The organism is Pseudomonas sp. F2, assembly GCF_057174385.1.
The window spans coordinates 5173525-5188536 of the sequence record NZ_CM169904.1; the positions used below are offsets into that span (position 1 = coordinate 5173525).

Below are 15012 nucleotides of genomic sequence, written 5' to 3' on the forward strand. Positions count from 1 at the left end.
TAGGGCGCGCTCTGATCCTGTAGGAGCTGCCGCAGGCTGCGATCTTTTGACTTTGATTTTCAATGATCAAAAGCAAGATCAAGAGATCGCAGCCTGCGGCAGCTCCTACAGTTTTTGATCGGTGTTGGATCAGCGGCGGCGCATCAGGCCGATGAAGAACAGGCCGCCGATGGCCGCGGTGGCAACGCCGATGGGCAAGTCTTCCGGCGCGATCAGGGTTCGCGCGGCCACATCGACCCACACCAGAAACAGGCTGCCGAGCAGTACGCAGGCCGGCAGCAGACGGCGATGTTCAGCACCCACCAGACGGCGGGCAATGTGCGGCACCATCAGTCCGACAAAGCCGATCGAGCCACTGATCGACACCAGCACCCCGGTCATCAACGAGGCGATCACAAACACCCGCAAGCGCACCGCCCGAGCGTTCAGACCGAGGGTCACGGCGGTCTGCTCGCCAGCCATCAGTGCATTCAACGGGCGGGCCATGCCCAGCAGCAGGCCGAGGCCGAGCAACACGCTCAACGCGGGTATCGTCAGCAGCTCCCAGCGCGCCAGGCCGAGGCCGCCGAGCATCCAGAACATCACCGCCGAACTGGCGCGATGGTCGCCCATGAACAACAGCAGGTTGGCGATCGCCATCATCACGAACGACACCGCCACGCCGCACAGCAGCAAGCGATCGCTGTCGAGTCGACCCTGACGGTTGGCAATGCCCAGTACCAGAAACATGCTCAGCAATGCACCGATGAAGGCGGCAATCGGCAAGGTCAGCAAACCGACGATCTCTCCGATGTGCAGCACCACGATCACTGCGCCGAGGGTCGCGCCAGAGGTGACGCCGAGCAGGTGCGGATCGGCCAGAGGATTACGCGTCACCGCTTGCAACACCGCGCCGATCAACGCCAGCCCGGCACCGACCAACGCGCCGAGCAACATGCGCGGCACACGGATCAGCCAGACAATGTGTTCCTGCCCGGCGCTCCAGCTCACCTCGCCGAAACCGAAGGCCTTGTGCAGCAGAATCCGCCACACCACCTCCACCGGCACCCGCGCCGGACCAAAACCGAGCGAGACCACGCACGACACCAGCAACAGGGCGCCGAGGGCGGTGAGCAACAGGGCGTAGCGCCGGTCGATCATTCGCCGTGGAATCCTTTGGCCAGGGTTTCCACCGCCAGCACGTTATCGATCCCCGGTGTGGCCTGCACGTAAGGGATGACGATGAAACGCTGGTTCTTGATCGCGTCCACCGATTGCAGCGCCGGGTTGTTCAGCAGAAATTCGATCTTCTGCTCGGCAGTGATTTCGCTGTAGTCGACGATCACGATCACCTGCGGATTACGCTCGACCACGGTCTCCCAGTTGACCCGGGTCCAGCTCGCTTCGACGTCATCGAGAATGTTGCGCCCACCCGCCGCGTCGATCAGCGCCTGCGGCATGCCGAGTCGGCCGGAAGTCATGGCGCGGTCTTCGCCACTGTCGTAGAGGAACACACGCGGCTTGTCGGCGGGCAGGTCTTTACGGATCTCGGCGACCTGATTCTGCATGTCGGCGATCAGTGCGTTGGCGCGATCCTGTACGTCGAAAATCTTCCCGAGGTTGCGCAGGTCGTTGTAGGTGTCATCCAGCGTCGCCGCCGGGCGCTTCATCACGAAGGCGCAGGACTCGGTCAGCTCATACACGTTGATGCCCAGTGGTTGCAGGGTCTGCGGGGTGAGATCGCCGCCGACGCGCATGCCGTAATCCCAGCCGGCGAAAAAGAAATCGACGTTGGCGTTGAGCAGGGTTTCCACCGACGGGTACTTGGCTGCCAGCTCCGGCAGGCCGTCGAGCAGGCTCTGCATTTCAGGCGTTACCGACTTCCAGCCACTGACGCCGCTGTAGCCGGCCATCTTCGATTTGAGGCCGAGGGCGAGCATCATCTGGGTCATGTTGATGTCGTGACTGACCGCGTGCTTCGGTGCTTCCTTGAAGGTCACTTCGCGGTTGCAGCTCTGGATCGTCAGCGGGTACTTCGTGGCCTCGGCGAAGGCGTGGGTGGTGCCCAGCAGCAGAGCGAGGCAAAGCAGGGAGCGCAAAGTCATGGTCGGGTTATCCAGGTGATTCGCGGGTAGCCGTGGAGGGGGTGTGGATCAATCAATGCTTCGACGCCGAACACGTCACGCAGCAGTTCGACGGTCAGGACTTCTTGCGGGGTGCCGCTGGCGACGATGCGACCGTGGTTGATCACATACAAACGGTCGCAGAACGCGGCGGCCAGGTTCAGGTCGTGGATGCTCGCCAACGTGCCGATCTGCAAACGCTTGACCAGTTGCAGCAGTTCCAACTGATAGCGCGGGTCGAGGTGGTTGGTCGGCTCGTCGAGGATCAACAGTTGCGGTTGCTGGGTCAGGGCGCGGGCGAGGATTACCCGCTGCTTCTCACCGCCGGACAGGGTGGCGAACGCATGGTCTTCGAAGCCGTCGAGTCCGACGGATTTGAGCGCTTGCGTCGCCAGATTGCGATCTTCCAGCGTGTCGCCATCGAACAGGCCTTTGTGTGGCGTGCGGCCCATGGCGACCACTTCTTCGACGGTCAGGCCAAAGGCATCGGGGAATTCCTGCAGAACCACGGCGATGCGTTTCGCGCACCAGCGCGAGGACTGTTTCCAGACGTTGTGATGATCGAGTCTGACCTCGCCGCTTTCCGGCTGGCTGAAGCGATAGGCGCAGCGCAGCAGGCTGGTCTTGCCGCTGCCGTTGGGGCCGATCAGCCCGACAAACTCACCGGCGGCCACCTGCAACGAGGCATCACGCAGCTGGAACTGGTGATGGCAGTGGCCGTGGCCCAGAGGTGTCCAGGCGAGGTTGGCGAGATTTAGCGAGGTCATCAAATTCCTGAATTCGTTAGATCATTTGTGGTGAGGGGATTTATCCCCGATGGACCGCGCAGCGGTCCCAAAACCTGTAATCACGATTTGTCAGAAGACTGTATTCATCGGATTGCGACGGCTGCCGCCGATCGGGGATAAATCCCCTCACCACAGGAATGTTTGAGCTTTTAGAAGGTGTAATCCGCCGTGACGAAGAACGATCTCGGTTCGCCGAGAATCCATTGCTGGCCGTCATTGTATTGGCTTTGTGCGTACCGGCGGTCAAACAGATTGTTCAGCTGCAGGCCCAGCGTGGTGTTGCGCAAGGCTTGCCACGACAGCGTCGCATCGACCACGGTGTAACTCGGCAGCTCGTTGCGGTTGGCCATGTCGGCGTAGCGCGCGTCGACATAACGCACGCCGGCGCCAGCCTTCAGATCATCGCTGAGGTTTTTATTCAGCCACAGATTGGCGGTTCGACGCGGTACATCCACCGGGCGATTGCCGTTGTACGACAGCGTCTGTCCGTTGACCACTTCGGAGAAGTCATCGTACTTGGCTTTGACGATGGCGGCGTTGGCCTGCAGTTGCCAAGCGTGCGGCAGTTGCAGGTCGAGGCTGGCTTCAAGACCGTTGGACGATTGCTGACCGACTTGCTGCTTGAGCGTCGGGTTGCCCGGATCGTCGGTCAGCAGCTTCTTTTTGACGATGCGATAGGCCGCCAGGGTGAACTCGCCGCGTTGATCCCAGAACAACTGCTTCAGGCCGACCTCGGTCTGGCGTGCAGTCGACAGGTCGTATTGCTGCTGACTCGGGCTCAGGGATATCAGGCCGCCAATGCCGTCGGTGCTGGTCGCGACCTGAGCGTAAAACGAAGTCTCGGGCGTCAGGGCAAACACCAGTCCAGCCTTCCAGTTATTGCCGGTCAGGGTCTTGTCGCTCTGGCTGTCGTCGACCAGGTTGTTGCGATCCACCTGTACGTAGTCACGGCGCACGCCGGTCACCAGCGACCAGCGCTCGCTCAGTTGCGTGCGGTTTTCGCCGAACACTGACATCTGTTTGGTGGTGCTGTCGAACTGGTCGCGGTATGGATTGGCGCTTTCGAAATAGCCCGGCTGCGGGTGATACAGATCCAGCGATTGACCGTTGGGCAGCACATCGTTGAACGGCGAGTTGCTGTTGAGCTGAAAACGGATCCGGTTGTAATCGACGCCGGTCACGGTCTGGCTGTCGAGGCCGAACAGCGAGTGTTTGAAGGTGAAGGTCTGGCGGTCGCCGACCTGTTCCTGCTGATGGCCGATGCCGAAGTAGCCGCTGCGGCTGAGCTGTTGCGTGGCGGTGTCGAAGTTGTAGTTCTCGGCGTTCTGCCAGCGGCGCCGGGCCTTGAGGTAGTACAGCTCGTTGCTGGCACTGACGGCCTTGTTGATCTGCCAATCGGTGGTCAGGCGCGTCCACTGATCGTTGTAGTGCTGCTGGTCGTCGCGCACGTTGTAGTTCTTGTAGCGCAGGCTGTCTTTCAATTGGCCGTTGATCAACGGCGTGCCGAAGTCGTTCTGCGGGCGCTGATCGCCGTAATCGTGGGCGAGGGTGAAGGCCAGGTCGTCGGTGGCCTGCCAGCGCAGCGCGGCACTGATGAAGTCGCCGGAGGAATCACCGCGATCGACCCAGCCGTTGCTGCGCAGACGATTGAGATTGAGGCGATAGCTCAGTGTGTCGCTCAGCGAGCCGCCGCTGTCGAACGCCTGCTGCTGACGGTCGTAGGAGCCGTAGCCGAGGCGCAAGTGGTTTTCGATGTCGCCCTCGAACGGTTTCTTCGGAATCACGTTGACCACCGCACCGGTCGCGCCTTCGCCGTACAGCACCGAGGCCGGGCCGCGCAGCACGTCGACGCGCTGCACCGACCAGGTGTCGACCGGAAAGGTCACGGTGCCCATGCCGGTGTACATGCGGTTGCCGTCATACAGCTGCATCACCGAACTCTGCCCGGTAAAGCCGCGTGCCTGCAACGAGGTGCCGCCATCGCCCGGAGTGCCGGTGCGGCTGATGCCGGTGCTGCGCGACACGGCGTCCTGCACGCTGCGATCACCACGGGCGCGCACCTGTTCGCCACTGAGGCTTTCGACGCTGGCCGGGGTCTCCATGGCCGTCAGGTTCAGGCGCGAACCGGCGGTGGTCGGCGTGGTCAGGCTGACATTTTCTTCGTCAAGCGCAGGCGCGGTGATGGTGCCCGCGGGCAGCGTCAACGGCTGGCTGTCGGCGTTGGCGTTGTTCAGGGCGAACAGGCAGAGGCTGGACAAGAGGTACTTGTTCATCGGGGCGGTGAATCACTTCTTCAAAAGAAAGCCCGCCACTTTTGATCGCGGGCAGAGCGGCACATTTGCGTTATACAGTAACACTAAAATCTGCCGGAGTTTAAACCCCGGCAGTTTAAAGATCTGTCTGAAACGCGCATCTCGCCTGCTTCACGTTGAAGTTGAGGCAGATTCAGCTTGGCGGCCCAGACGCGACAACAGCAGGCGATCCAGCAACCAGACCAGCACCAGCGAAGCGCCCACCAGCGGAAAGATCACGGCCAGAGCGAGCATGATCGCCACGCCGGTTTTCCATTTCGGCAGGTCATGGCGCAGCGGCGGCACGCCGAACTTGCCCTGCGGACGGCGCTTCCACCAGATCACCACACCGCTGACGGCGCTGAGCAGAATCATCAGGCAGATCAGCAGCACGACGATCTGGTTGAAAGTGCCGAACATCTTGCCCTCATGCAGCATCACACCGATTTCCGTGGCCCGTGCCACCGCGCCGTACTGCTCGAAACGCACATCGGCGAGGACCTTGCCGGTGTACTGATCGACATGCAGGGTCGCATCGTTACGCGGGTCGTCGGCGAACACGGCAATGGTGAATACCCCGGTCGCGGTGGTCGGCAGAGTGATGCTGTAGCCGGGTTCGACCTTGCGCTCAATGGCGATGTTCTGCACGTCTTGCAGGCTGATCGCGGGCGCTGCGGGACCGTGTTGCATGCCGCCGTGGGCCATGTGCTCGGCGTGGTCACCGGACATCGGCATCGGCGTGTTTTCCATCGCCCATGGCACGGTCTGGCGCGCGGCGTTGTTGAGACTGCCGGCCTCGATGTCGGAGGTCGGCACGTTGTTCCACATCGCGGCCGGGAACACGTTCCAGACCTGGGCATATTGCTTGCCCCAGAAGCCGGTCCAGGTCATGCCGCTGAGCAGCATCACCAGCAACAGTGCGGCGCCCCAGAACCCGGTGACGGCGTGCAGATCACGCCACAACACCCGACCGCGACTGTTCAGCCGTGGCCACAGAATCCCGGCGGCCTGCCCGCGCGGCCACCACAGGAACACCCCGGACACCACCAACACCACACCCCAACCGGCGGCGAGTTCGATCAAGCGGTCACCCACTGTGCCGATCATCAACTCGCCGTGAATGGCGCGGGCGACGGCTTGCAGATTTTTCTTCGCATCCTGTTCGCCGAGGATGTCGCCGTGGTACGGATCGATGAAAACGTTGAGTTCATGACCCTCATTCTTGACGACAAACTGAGCGCTGCGTTCGGCGTTGGCCGGTGGCAGGTATTGGGTGATCTGACCTTGTGGATAAGCGCTCTTGACCCGTTGCAGCAGGTCATCGGCCGGCACCATGTGATGCCCGGCCGGAACCTTGAGCAGGCTGCTGTACATCAGTGAGTCGAGTTGCGGTTTGAACAGGTAGACGATGCCGGTCAGGGCCAGCATCACCATGAACGGCGCGACGAATAATCCGGCATAGAAATGCCAGCGCCAGGCCAGGTTGTAGACATTCGGTTTGGGCTTCTGCATCACGTTTGCTCCGCTTGGCGAATCATTTTTTTAGATCAAAAGATCGCAGCCTTCGGCAGCTCCTACAGGATCTACGCGCTCCCCTGCAGGAGCCTGCGATCTTTTGATTTTTTCTTGTCAGAAACTCATGTCGACCTTGGTCCAGAGCGTGCGCCCCGGCTCGTTGATCGCTTGCGGGTCGTTGGCCGGGTAGCCGAAACCGGCGTTACCGGCCAGGTTCAGGTGCTCGGCGTAAGCCTTGCCGAACAGGTTGTCGACGCCGGTGCTGACCTTCCAGTTCTTGTTGATCCGGTAGGCGCCGTTGAGCGAGAACACGCCAAATCCGCCGCTCTTGTCGTAGTCCTTGCCGACCACGTTGCCCTTGTTCTGGTCGATGCGGTTTTGCGCCGCGACCACGCGCCACAGCGCCCCGGCGCTCCAGTCGTCTTCGCTGTAGGTCAGGCCGAAGCGGGCATCCAGTGGCGGCATTTGCGGCAGGGCCTTGCCATCGCTGCTGTTCTTGCCCCAGGCGTAGGCCAGAGTCGCGTCGGCTTTCCAGTTATTGGTGAGTTTGTAGGCGGCGCCGAGTTCGCCACCCATGATCCGTGCGTCGATGTTTTCCGCGCGCGAAGTACTCATGCCCATCATCGTCGGCGTGTAGTCGAACAGGATGTAGTCGCGCACCACACCGACGTAGCCCGAGGCCCAGGCTTCGAGTTCGGCGGTCTTGTAGTTCACGCCGAAATCGAACTGGGTGGTCTTCTCCGGTTTGATCGAGTCGAACGCATTCAGTGAACCGGCCGGGCCGGACTTCGGTGAAAACAGCTCCCAGTAATCCGGAAAGCGCTGCGCGTGACCGAGGCCGGCGTACAGCGTGGCCGGTGTGTCGGACAGGTCATGCTCGTAGCGCACGAAGCCGCTGGGCAAGGTGTCGGCGCGGGTCTCGTCGGCGGTCGGATTTGGCCGGCTCATCATTCCCGAACCAATGCGCTGCCGGTAATCCTTGGCCGAAGCACGGTCGACCCGGGCGCCGGTAATCAGCCGATCGCGGTCGGCGGCGTACCAGGTCATTTCGCTGAACACGCCGTAGTTATGGAAATCGGCGTCCTTGGTGTAGGGCTGATCCTTGTAGGTGTCGATGCCCATGCCGCTGCGCTGGCGGTGTTCGTTGGTCTGCGCATCGAGGCCGGTGATCAGCTGGATGTCGGCCCAGCGCCAGGTCGCCTTGATCCGCGCGCCGAGGGTCCGGCGGTCGACGTTGGAGGCCATGGGCCCGGCCATCATCCCGGTGCCGGACGGTGTGCGCAGGGTGTAGTTGTCCATCACGTGGTCGGCGTAGTTGTAGTAGACCTGGGCTTCGAGTTTCTCCAGTACGTCAGTGATGTTGGATTTTTCGAAGCGCAGGCCGAGGCTTTCGCGCAGGAACTGCGAACCGTCCATGCCGCGTCCGGCGTAACGTGCTTCGCCGTCGCCCTTGCCGGCGGTGAGTTCGATCAGGGTGTCGGCGTCCGGGGTCCAGCCGAGCGCGATATCACCGTTCCACTTGTCGTAGCGCGAGGCAACGATGTCGTTGTTGCCGTCGCGATAGTCGTCGGAGTGCGCGGTGTTGCCGATCACTCGCACGTAGCCCAATGGCCCGCCGGCAGCCGCGTCGACGACCTTGTCGAAGCGTCCGTTGGAGCCGGCCAGCACGCTGGCATTCACCCGCGTGCCGAGTTCGCCGAAGCTTTCCGGCTCACGGTCGAAGAGGATCGTGCCCGCCGATGCCCCCGGGCCCCAGAGTACGGTTTGCGGGCCTTTGATCACCGTGAGTTTGTCGTAGGTTTCCGGCGAGATGTAGGAGGTCGGCGCGTCCATCCGCCCCGGGCAGGCGCCGAGCAGCATGCTGCCGTTGGTGAGAATGTTCAGCCGCGAACCGAACATGCCGCGCAGCACCGGATCACCGTTGGTACCTCCATTGCGCACCAGGGCGAAGCCGGGAATGGTCTTCAGGTAATCGCCGCCATCGCTGGCCGGCACCGGTTGGCGCGGGTCCTTGGGGTTGGTGACGATGGTCAATGGCGAACTGGGGGCGATGGCGGTGATCACCGTCGGGCTCAGTTCATCAACGTGACCGGCGTGGTCATCGGCCAGCACCAGCGGGGACAGCAGGACGCCGCAAAGGGCGGCGGTGGCGTGCGAGAAACGAATGCGTGATGCGTTCAGCGCGAAGGACGCCTGGGCAGAACCCGGGCGTGGAACAGCAGAAAACCTGGACATGACAATTTCCATCAAACAGTCGTAAACGACACGGCCGGCAGCCTGAAGCTGTCTTCTCGACCGTGTGCAATCAAAGGTGCGGTGTTTACGCTGCGACGGGCGGGGCGCGGGTGCGGGCGCCAGGGAAGAAGGTCTGTCGGGCATGGCCCAGACGCGGGGAGGATGGGACGAAGGTGTTGACGTGGGCGATGCTGAATGTGGCGAACGTGCCGCCACCGGTCAGCGCCGGGCAATTGAACAGCAGGCTGCAATAACCACACTTTTCCCACAGGGCGTGGTGCGAGGATTGCGGCGGACAGTGTTCGACAGCCGGTTGTGCGCCGTGCGCGGCGTGATCCATACCCGGCATGGCCATGTCCATGCTCATCGGCATGGAACTCGAAGCGTGCTGATCCATCGGCATCGACTGAGAAATCAGCGGGCCGATGAAGATCATCAACATGGCGAACAGGGCGATCCAGCTACCGCGGGTCAGAGCCTGACTCTGGCGATGCTTGCTGGACGCCCCGGCGCGTTGCGGGCGCACGGGCGTGGTCAGCCGGATCGGTTACTGGGCGTGATCGTGTGCCTTGGTTTCCGGCGGTTTCTTCTGCACCGCGACTTCGACGGTAACGTTGCCGGCCTTCTCGAAATGCAGGGTCAGCGGGAAGCGTTTGCCGTCGCTGAGCAGGCTGCGGTCTTTCGGGTTGAGCAGCATCACGTGATAGGCCATCGGCGCGAACGTCACTTTGCCGCCGGCCGGAATCACCACGTTGGGCACTTGTTGCATTTTCATCAGATCGCCCTGCATCACGTGCTCGTGCAACTGAGCCTCGTCAGTGATCGGCGAGTCGACGCTGAGCAGGCGATCGTCGGCCTTGCCGGGATTGCTGATCACGAAGTAAGCGGCAACCGTCGGCGCGTTGGGCGGCAGCTCCTGCGACCACGGGTGCGCGATTTCCAGCTCGCCGGCCTTGTATTCGTGGGCATGGGCGAAGCACGCCGGCAGCAACAGCGCAGCGATGACGAAGAGTTTGTTCAACATGGCAGTTCTCCAGAACGATTTGATACGCAGGTCAATTGCGAGAACAAATCAAACCAGAGGCGAGGCGCGCGGATTAAGGCTCGGCCATTGCTGGCGCGGTGTCGGTGTTTGCAACGAGGGCGGGGCCACGCTGCGATTGCTTTCGAAGCGGGCAAAATACAGCTGCGGCGCATGCCCCGGCAACGCTACCAGCGGCGCTGAACCCGAGCAGCACCAGCAATGCTGCATGTTGGAATGGCTGTCGTTGGACGGGGCTTTCTGCTCCGGGGTGCCGATGTTGATCGCCACCATTTTCGTCCCGCTGCCGGTGCAGAAACTGCTCCACAGCACCTGTTCGGCCGGTGAATTGGCCGCCTGCGCCAGCGCCCCGGTCATCGGCATGGCGAGCATGTTGAACAGCACTGCAAAGCAGGCGATCCAGGCAAATGCGAGCCGGTGTCGGTTCATGGGACAGATCCGTTGGGTGGGCGATCAGACGCGGGCTATTTAGCCTGATCAGGGCCGATAAGTAAAAAGGCGTCGTGCGGTTTGGTGTCGCAGATCAATCAAACCGCGACGGCGTGCAATCTCAAACCCAAAGCCTTCATGACCTTCATGATAGTTGCGAATTCTGGGTTACCAGTGCTGCTCAGCGCTTTATAGAGACTTTCACGACCCAGGCCAGCATCACGTGCCACCTGTGTCATGCCCTGAGCTCGGGCTATGTCATTCAGTGCTGCACGGATGAGCACGCCATCGCCTTCATCATCAAAGCAAGCGTCCAGATACGCCGCCATATCCTCAGGAGTTTTGAGGTATTCGGCGGCGTCGAAACGGGTGAATTTTTCGGTCATCGCAATGTTCACCTTTGGGCTCAAAAGCGGTGAGCATAAAACCGGGCATTTAATGCAGACAGTCAGTGGTTCTTTAAGTGGTTGTACGTAGCATCCGGTTTAGCTGTAGGGCGCTGGAGAGAGGATTACAGTACCGGCGCCTTCGCGAGCAAGCCCGCTCCCACAGGATCCGTGGCATACACAAACTATGCAGTCGGCGCGGACCACTGTGGGAGCGGGCTTGCCCGCGAAGGCGTATTCGAAATCTGCACCTGGCTAAAGCCGGGTGAAGGCGGCAAGGGCAGCGAAGACTTCAGACGTCGTCAGAAACTCCCGATCAACCCCCGGCAACACCGGCCGCTTCAACACAATCACCGGCACCCCCAACTCCCGCGCCACTTCCAGCTTGGGTTCGGTCGCAGTGCTGCCGCTGTTCTTGCTGATCAGGACATCGATCTGCCGGCGCTCGAACAGTGAGCGTTCGTCCTCAAGCAGAAATGGCCCACGGGCGCCGATCACTTCGCAGCGTTCGTTGCCGGGGTAGACGTCGAGCGCGCGCAGGGTCCAGAACTGGTGGGCAGGGATTTCATCGAGGTGTTGCAGCGGTTCGCGGCCGAGGGTGAACAGCGGGCGGCGGAATGGTTTGAGGGCTTTGGTCAGTTCGGTCCAGTCGCTGACTTCGCGCCAGTCATCGCCCGGTTGCGGCTGCCATGCGGGGCGGCGCAAGGCCCAGCAAGGGATGCCGCTCAGTTGCGCGGCGCGGGCGGCGTTGTGGCTGATTTGCGCGGCGTAGGGGTGGGTCGCGTCGAGCAGCAGGTCGATGCCTTCGTCGCGCATGAACTGCGTCAGACCTTCGGCCCCGCCGTAGCCGCCGACGCGCACCTGGCAGGTCAGGTCGGTCGGTACCCGGCCCACGCCGGCCAGGCTGTAGATGTGTTCTGGCCCCAACGTACGGGCGATGGCCAGGGCTTCGGTGACGCCGCCCAGCAACAGAATGCGCTTCATGCAAAACCTCCGGCGTGGCCGACAATGCCGCCCTGGCGATCAATCGCATACACCTCGACCTGAACCTGCGCCGGCACCACGCTGCGGGCGAAATTCAGCGCGTGGCGGCAGACCTCATCGCCGAGGGCAATGCCTGCCGCACTGGCCATCGCCAAGGCCTGCTGACTGGTATTCGCTTCACGAATACTTTGCTGCAACGCCTGATCGGCGCCAATCGCCGCCGCCCATTCGGCCAGTTGCGGCAGGTCGATGCTGGAATGGCGCGAGTGCAGATCCATGTGCCCGGCCGCCAGTTTGCTGATCTTGCCGAAGCCACCGCACAGGCTCAGTTTATCCACAGGCACTTTGCGCAGATGCTTGAGCACCGCGCCGACAAAGTCGCCCATTTCGATCAAGGCGATTTCGGGCAGGTTGTAGACCCGGCGCATGGTGTCTTCGCTGGCGTTGCCGGTGCACGCGGCGATGTGCAGGTAACCATTGGTTTTCGCCACATCGATGCCTTGGTGGATCGAGGCGATATACGCCGCGCAGGAAAACGGCCGGACGATACCGCTGGTGCCGAGAATCGACAGCCCGCCGAGAATGCCCAGCCGTGGATTCATGGTTTTCAGCGCCAGCGCTTCGCCGCCCTCGACATTGACCGTGACCTCGAAGCCGCCGGCATAACCGCTTTCGGCGGCGAGCAGGCTCAAGTGATCGCTGATCATCTTGCGCGGCACCGGGTTGATTGCCGGCTCACCGACGCCGAGCACCAGCCCCGGCCGGGTCACGGTGCCGACACCTGTGCCCGCGACGAAGCGAATCCCCGGCGCGGCCAGCAGCCGCACGTGCGAATAGAGCAGCGCACCGTGGGTCACGTCGGGGTCGTCGCCGGCGTCCTTGATCGTTCCGGCCTCGGCGCCGTCGGCGGTCAAGCGGCAAAACTCCAGACGCATCTGCACCTGCTTGCCCTTGGGCAGGACGATCTGCACTGCATCCGCCGAGGTGCCGCCGAGCAGCAGGCGCGCGGCGGCAAGGCTGGTGGCGGTGGCGCAGCTGCCGGTGGTCAGGCCGCTACGCAGCGGCGCGGGTTGTTCGGCGGTTTCGTCACGCATCGAGGGGTTTGACCAGATCGAGCAAGGTGATCGGCAGCGCCTGCCGCCACGTGTCGAACTCACCCAGCGGTTGCGCCTGGGCAACGTGGATTCGGGTCAGTTCGCCGCCGTGGCGTTCGCGCCAGTTCATCAAGGTGACTTCGCTTTGCAGGGTCACGGCGTTGGCCACCAGTCGACCACCGGGTTTGAGTTGATCCCAGCAGGTTGCAAACACGCCCTCACGGGTCACGCCGCCGCCGATGAAGATCGCGTCGGGGCGCTCCAGCCCGGCGAGCGCCTGCGGTGCGCGGCCCCGCACCAATTGCAGACCGGGTACGCCCAACGCGTCGCGGTTGTGTTCGATCAAGGCCTGTCGGCCTTCGTCCGCCTCGATGGCAATGGCACGGCAGCTGGGGTGCGTGCGCATCCATTCGATGCCGATCGAGCCGCAACCGCCGCCGACATCCCACAGCAGTTCGCCGGGGATCGGTGCAAGGCGGGCGAGGGTGATGGCGCGGACATCGCGTTTGGTCAGTTGCCCGTCGTGCTGGAATGCCGAGTCGGGCAGTCCGGCCAGGCGCGACAGGCGCGGTGCCTGCGCATCGGCCAGGCATTCGATGGCGATCACATTCAGATCGGCAATCGCCGGGTCGTTCCAGTCATCGGCAGTGCCGTCGATACGCCGCTCGGCTTCGCCGCCCAGGTGTTCCAGAACACTCAGGCGACTGCCGCCAAATCCGCGCTCACGCAGCAACGCCGCGACCGCCGCCGGACTCTGCCGGTCATTGCTCAGCAGCAACAGGCGTACGCCGCTGAACAGTTGCGCATTGAGTGCCGCCAAAGGTCGCGCGACCAGCGACAGTGTCACTACATCCTGCAACGGCCAGCCGAGCCGGGCGGCGGCCAGCGAACAGGAAGAGGGTGCCGGCAGGATCAGCATCTCGGCACTCGGCACGTGCCGCGCGAGGCTGGCGCCGACGCCGTAGAACATCGGATCACCACTGGCCAACACACACACCGCTTCGCCGCGCTGCTCCAGCACCGGCGCGAGGGAAAACGGGCTTGGCCACAACGCGCGTTCACCGCGTATGCATACCGGCAGCAAGTCCAGTTGCCGCTGGCCGCCGATGATCCGCGAGGCGCCCATCAGGGCGCGCCGGGCATTTTTGCCCAGGCCCTTGAAGCCGTCTTCACCGATTCCCACAACCGTCAGCCAGGGTGTCATGCCGTTCCTTAAATCCAGGGTAGATCTTCAAGGGCGGCATGATAACGCGGCGGCCGGCATCTGACGCGGGTCTGTCGTCGCGGCGTGCCCAAAGCCGCGCGGAAACGTGTTGTTGAGCAATATTGGTTTTTTCAACTGCTGTTTTTGTTAGTTTGCTTCAAGTCAGTTTTTTATAAGCCTGACGCAATAGACCGATAAATTAATCAATGCCAAGTTGGCAGGAGATGATATGGATATCAGTTCCAATACACGTTTAAGTCAGAATAACGCAGTGGCCGTTAACAATATGTTATTCACCGGCCTGGAAGGTCAGGCCGAGGCCGATAACAACTTTGTGAAGCACTGCATTTATCTCGCGCAGATCAAGGCGGACGGCGTTTATAACAGCAGTACTCAGCCTGCACAGTGGTTTGATCATTTTGCCGGCATCCTCTGGTCGTTTGGCTGGAGCCTTGAGGAACAGCCAGTGGTGCTTGTGCAGACGGCGTTTTCCGGGAGTGTGCAGGAGGCATGGCGGCGATTGACTGCGCCGTTGCTCGCGCGTTCTCAACTGACCCAGGTTGAAGCGGGACTTGCAGCGCTGGAAAAAGATGTCGCATTGTTGAAGCAGTTTTCCGCGCTGAGTGGCAAAACCTTCAACTCGCATATTTTGCCGGTCAGTCAGAACACCCGTGACGAGCTGGTGGTGGTACTCAGCCATATCCGCTTTATCAAGTTGGTACTCAATACCAACTATCTGTTCTGGCAGGTTCATCAACCGATGTCACAACTGGACATTCGCGCCAGAAAGCTGCTGATCAAGCGCCGGGCCATGGATGCCAACCGGGCAAGCGTGGAGCAAGCCATTGGCGCGCATGCGTCCAGGTTTGAGGAATACCAACTCTGAAGCAACGCCAGGCGGCGGGAATTGTTGCCTGGGTGCAGTTTCCGACCGGCAGGCAT

14 protein-coding genes are annotated in these 15012 nt (G+C 62.0%); 1 reads left to right on the forward strand and 13 read right to left on the reverse strand.

The genetic code is table 11. The annotated features are described in order from the left end of the window. Window positions 1-129 precede the first annotated feature (129 nt). From AC193Q_RS23290 to cbiE, 13 genes are all read right to left on the reverse strand, one after another. Window positions 130-1140 (reverse strand): iron ABC transporter permease, encoded by a 1011-nt coding sequence (locus tag AC193Q_RS23290; RefSeq protein WP_121183471.1) that lies wholly within the window; start codon window positions 1138-1140, stop codon window positions 130-132. Next, on the reverse strand, window positions 1137-2084 hold the full coding sequence (locus AC193Q_RS23295; RefSeq protein ID WP_483878839.1) for an ABC transporter substrate-binding protein: 948 nt from the start codon (window positions 2082-2084) through the stop codon (window positions 1137-1139). Before AC193Q_RS23295 ends, AC193Q_RS23290 begins: the two co-directional genes overlap by 4 nt. Then, window positions 2081-2869, reverse strand: coding sequence for an ABC transporter ATP-binding protein (locus AC193Q_RS23300; protein ID WP_121183475.1), 789 nt, complete (start codon window positions 2867-2869; stop codon window positions 2081-2083). Before AC193Q_RS23300 ends, AC193Q_RS23295 begins: the two co-directional genes overlap by 4 nt. Before the next feature lie 170 nt (window positions 2870-3039). Beyond that, window positions 3040-5163 carry a TonB-dependent receptor gene (locus tag AC193Q_RS23305; protein ID WP_483878840.1) on the reverse strand — a complete coding sequence of 708 codons (2124 nt, stop codon included), beginning with the start codon at window positions 5161-5163 and terminating at the stop codon, window positions 3040-3042. A gap of 150 nt (window positions 5164-5313) precedes the next feature. After that, complete coding sequence (locus AC193Q_RS23310; protein WP_483878841.1) at window positions 5314-6693, reverse strand: PepSY-associated TM helix domain-containing protein; 1380 nt, start codon at window positions 6691-6693, stop codon at window positions 5314-5316. 117 nt (window positions 6694-6810) lie between these two features. Then, window positions 6811-8931 carry a TonB-dependent copper receptor gene (locus AC193Q_RS23315; RefSeq protein ID WP_483878842.1) on the reverse strand — a complete coding sequence of 707 codons (2121 nt, stop codon included), beginning with the start codon at window positions 8929-8931 and terminating at the stop codon, window positions 6811-6813. 85 nt (window positions 8932-9016) lie between these two features. Further along, window positions 9017-9457, reverse strand: a complete 441-nt coding sequence (locus tag AC193Q_RS23320) for a DUF2946 domain-containing protein (RefSeq protein WP_483878843.1) — start codon at window positions 9455-9457, stop codon at window positions 9017-9019. A gap of 21 nt (window positions 9458-9478) precedes the next feature. Next, window positions 9479-9955: a copper chaperone PCu(A)C gene (locus AC193Q_RS23325; protein WP_239778643.1), complete on the reverse strand. Its 477-nt coding sequence runs from the start codon at window positions 9953-9955 to the stop codon at window positions 9479-9481. A gap of 48 nt (window positions 9956-10003) precedes the next feature. Beyond that, window positions 10004-10402, reverse strand: coding sequence for a DUF2946 domain-containing protein (locus AC193Q_RS23330; protein ID WP_095667657.1), 399 nt, complete (start codon window positions 10400-10402; stop codon window positions 10004-10006). A 98-nt stretch (window positions 10403-10500) separates the two neighbouring features. Continuing rightward, a complete protein-coding gene (locus tag AC193Q_RS23335) occupies window positions 10501-10788 on the reverse strand; it encodes an addiction module antidote protein (protein ID WP_121183485.1) in 288 nt (95 codons plus the stop codon). Between the two features lie 255 nt (window positions 10789-11043). Next, the gene (locus AC193Q_RS23340) at window positions 11044-11772 is read right to left on the reverse strand and encodes a cobalt-precorrin-6A reductase (protein ID WP_121183487.1); all 729 of its coding nucleotides are present in this window, start codon (window positions 11770-11772) and stop codon (window positions 11044-11046) included. Then, complete coding sequence (locus AC193Q_RS23345; RefSeq protein WP_483878844.1) at window positions 11769-12866, reverse strand: cobalt-precorrin-5B (C(1))-methyltransferase; 1098 nt, start codon at window positions 12864-12866, stop codon at window positions 11769-11771. Before AC193Q_RS23345 ends, AC193Q_RS23340 begins: the two co-directional genes overlap by 4 nt. Beyond that, the gene (cbiE, locus tag AC193Q_RS23350) at window positions 12859-14070 is read right to left on the reverse strand and encodes a precorrin-6y C5,15-methyltransferase (decarboxylating) subunit CbiE (protein WP_483878845.1); all 1212 of its coding nucleotides are present in this window, start codon (window positions 14068-14070) and stop codon (window positions 12859-12861) included. Before cbiE ends, AC193Q_RS23345 begins: the two co-directional genes overlap by 8 nt. A gap of 229 nt (window positions 14071-14299) precedes the next feature. Here cbiE and AC193Q_RS23355 point away from each other — a divergent pair, with 229 nt between their 5' ends. Beyond that, complete coding sequence (locus AC193Q_RS23355) at window positions 14300-14956, forward strand: hypothetical protein (protein ID WP_483878846.1); 657 nt, start codon at window positions 14300-14302, stop codon at window positions 14954-14956. Window positions 14957-15012 lie beyond the last annotated feature (56 nt).

Coding starts and splice junctions, on each gene's coding strand:
- AC193Q_RS23290 (WP_121183471.1), bottom strand. CDS start 1,140: ATGATCGACCGGCGCTACGCCCTGTTGCTCACCGCCCTCGGCGCCCTG.
- AC193Q_RS23295 (WP_483878839.1), bottom strand. CDS start 2,084: ATGACTTTGCGCTCCCTGCTTTGCCTCGCTCTGCTGCTGGGCACCACC.
- AC193Q_RS23300 (WP_121183475.1), bottom strand. CDS start 2,869: ATGACCTCGCTAAATCTCGCCAACCTCGCCTGGACACCTCTGGGCCAC.
- AC193Q_RS23305 (WP_483878840.1), bottom strand. CDS start 5,163: ATGAACAAGTACCTCTTGTCCAGCCTCTGCCTGTTCGCCCTGAACAAC.
- AC193Q_RS23310 (WP_483878841.1), bottom strand. CDS start 6,693: ATGCAGAAGCCCAAACCGAATGTCTACAACCTGGCCTGGCGCTGGCAT.
- AC193Q_RS23315 (WP_483878842.1), bottom strand. CDS start 8,931: ATGTCCAGGTTTTCTGCTGTTCCACGCCCGGGTTCTGCCCAGGCGTCC.
- AC193Q_RS23325 (WP_239778643.1), bottom strand. CDS start 9,955: ATGTTGAACAAACTCTTCGTCATCGCTGCGCTGTTGCTGCCGGCGTGC.
- AC193Q_RS23330 (WP_095667657.1), bottom strand. CDS start 10,402: ATGAACCGACACCGGCTCGCATTTGCCTGGATCGCCTGCTTTGCAGTG.
- AC193Q_RS23335 (WP_121183485.1), bottom strand. CDS start 10,788: ATGACCGAAAAATTCACCCGTTTCGACGCCGCCGAATACCTCAAAACT.
- AC193Q_RS23340 (WP_121183487.1), bottom strand. CDS start 11,772: ATGAAGCGCATTCTGTTGCTGGGCGGCGTCACCGAAGCCCTGGCCATC.
- AC193Q_RS23345 (WP_483878844.1), bottom strand. CDS start 12,866: ATGCGTGACGAAACCGCCGAACAACCCGCGCCGCTGCGTAGCGGCCTG.
- cbiE (WP_483878845.1), bottom strand. CDS start 14,070: ATGACACCCTGGCTGACGGTTGTGGGAATCGGTGAAGACGGCTTCAAG.
- AC193Q_RS23355 (WP_483878846.1), top strand. CDS start 14,300: ATGGATATCAGTTCCAATACACGTTTAAGTCAGAATAACGCAGTGGCC.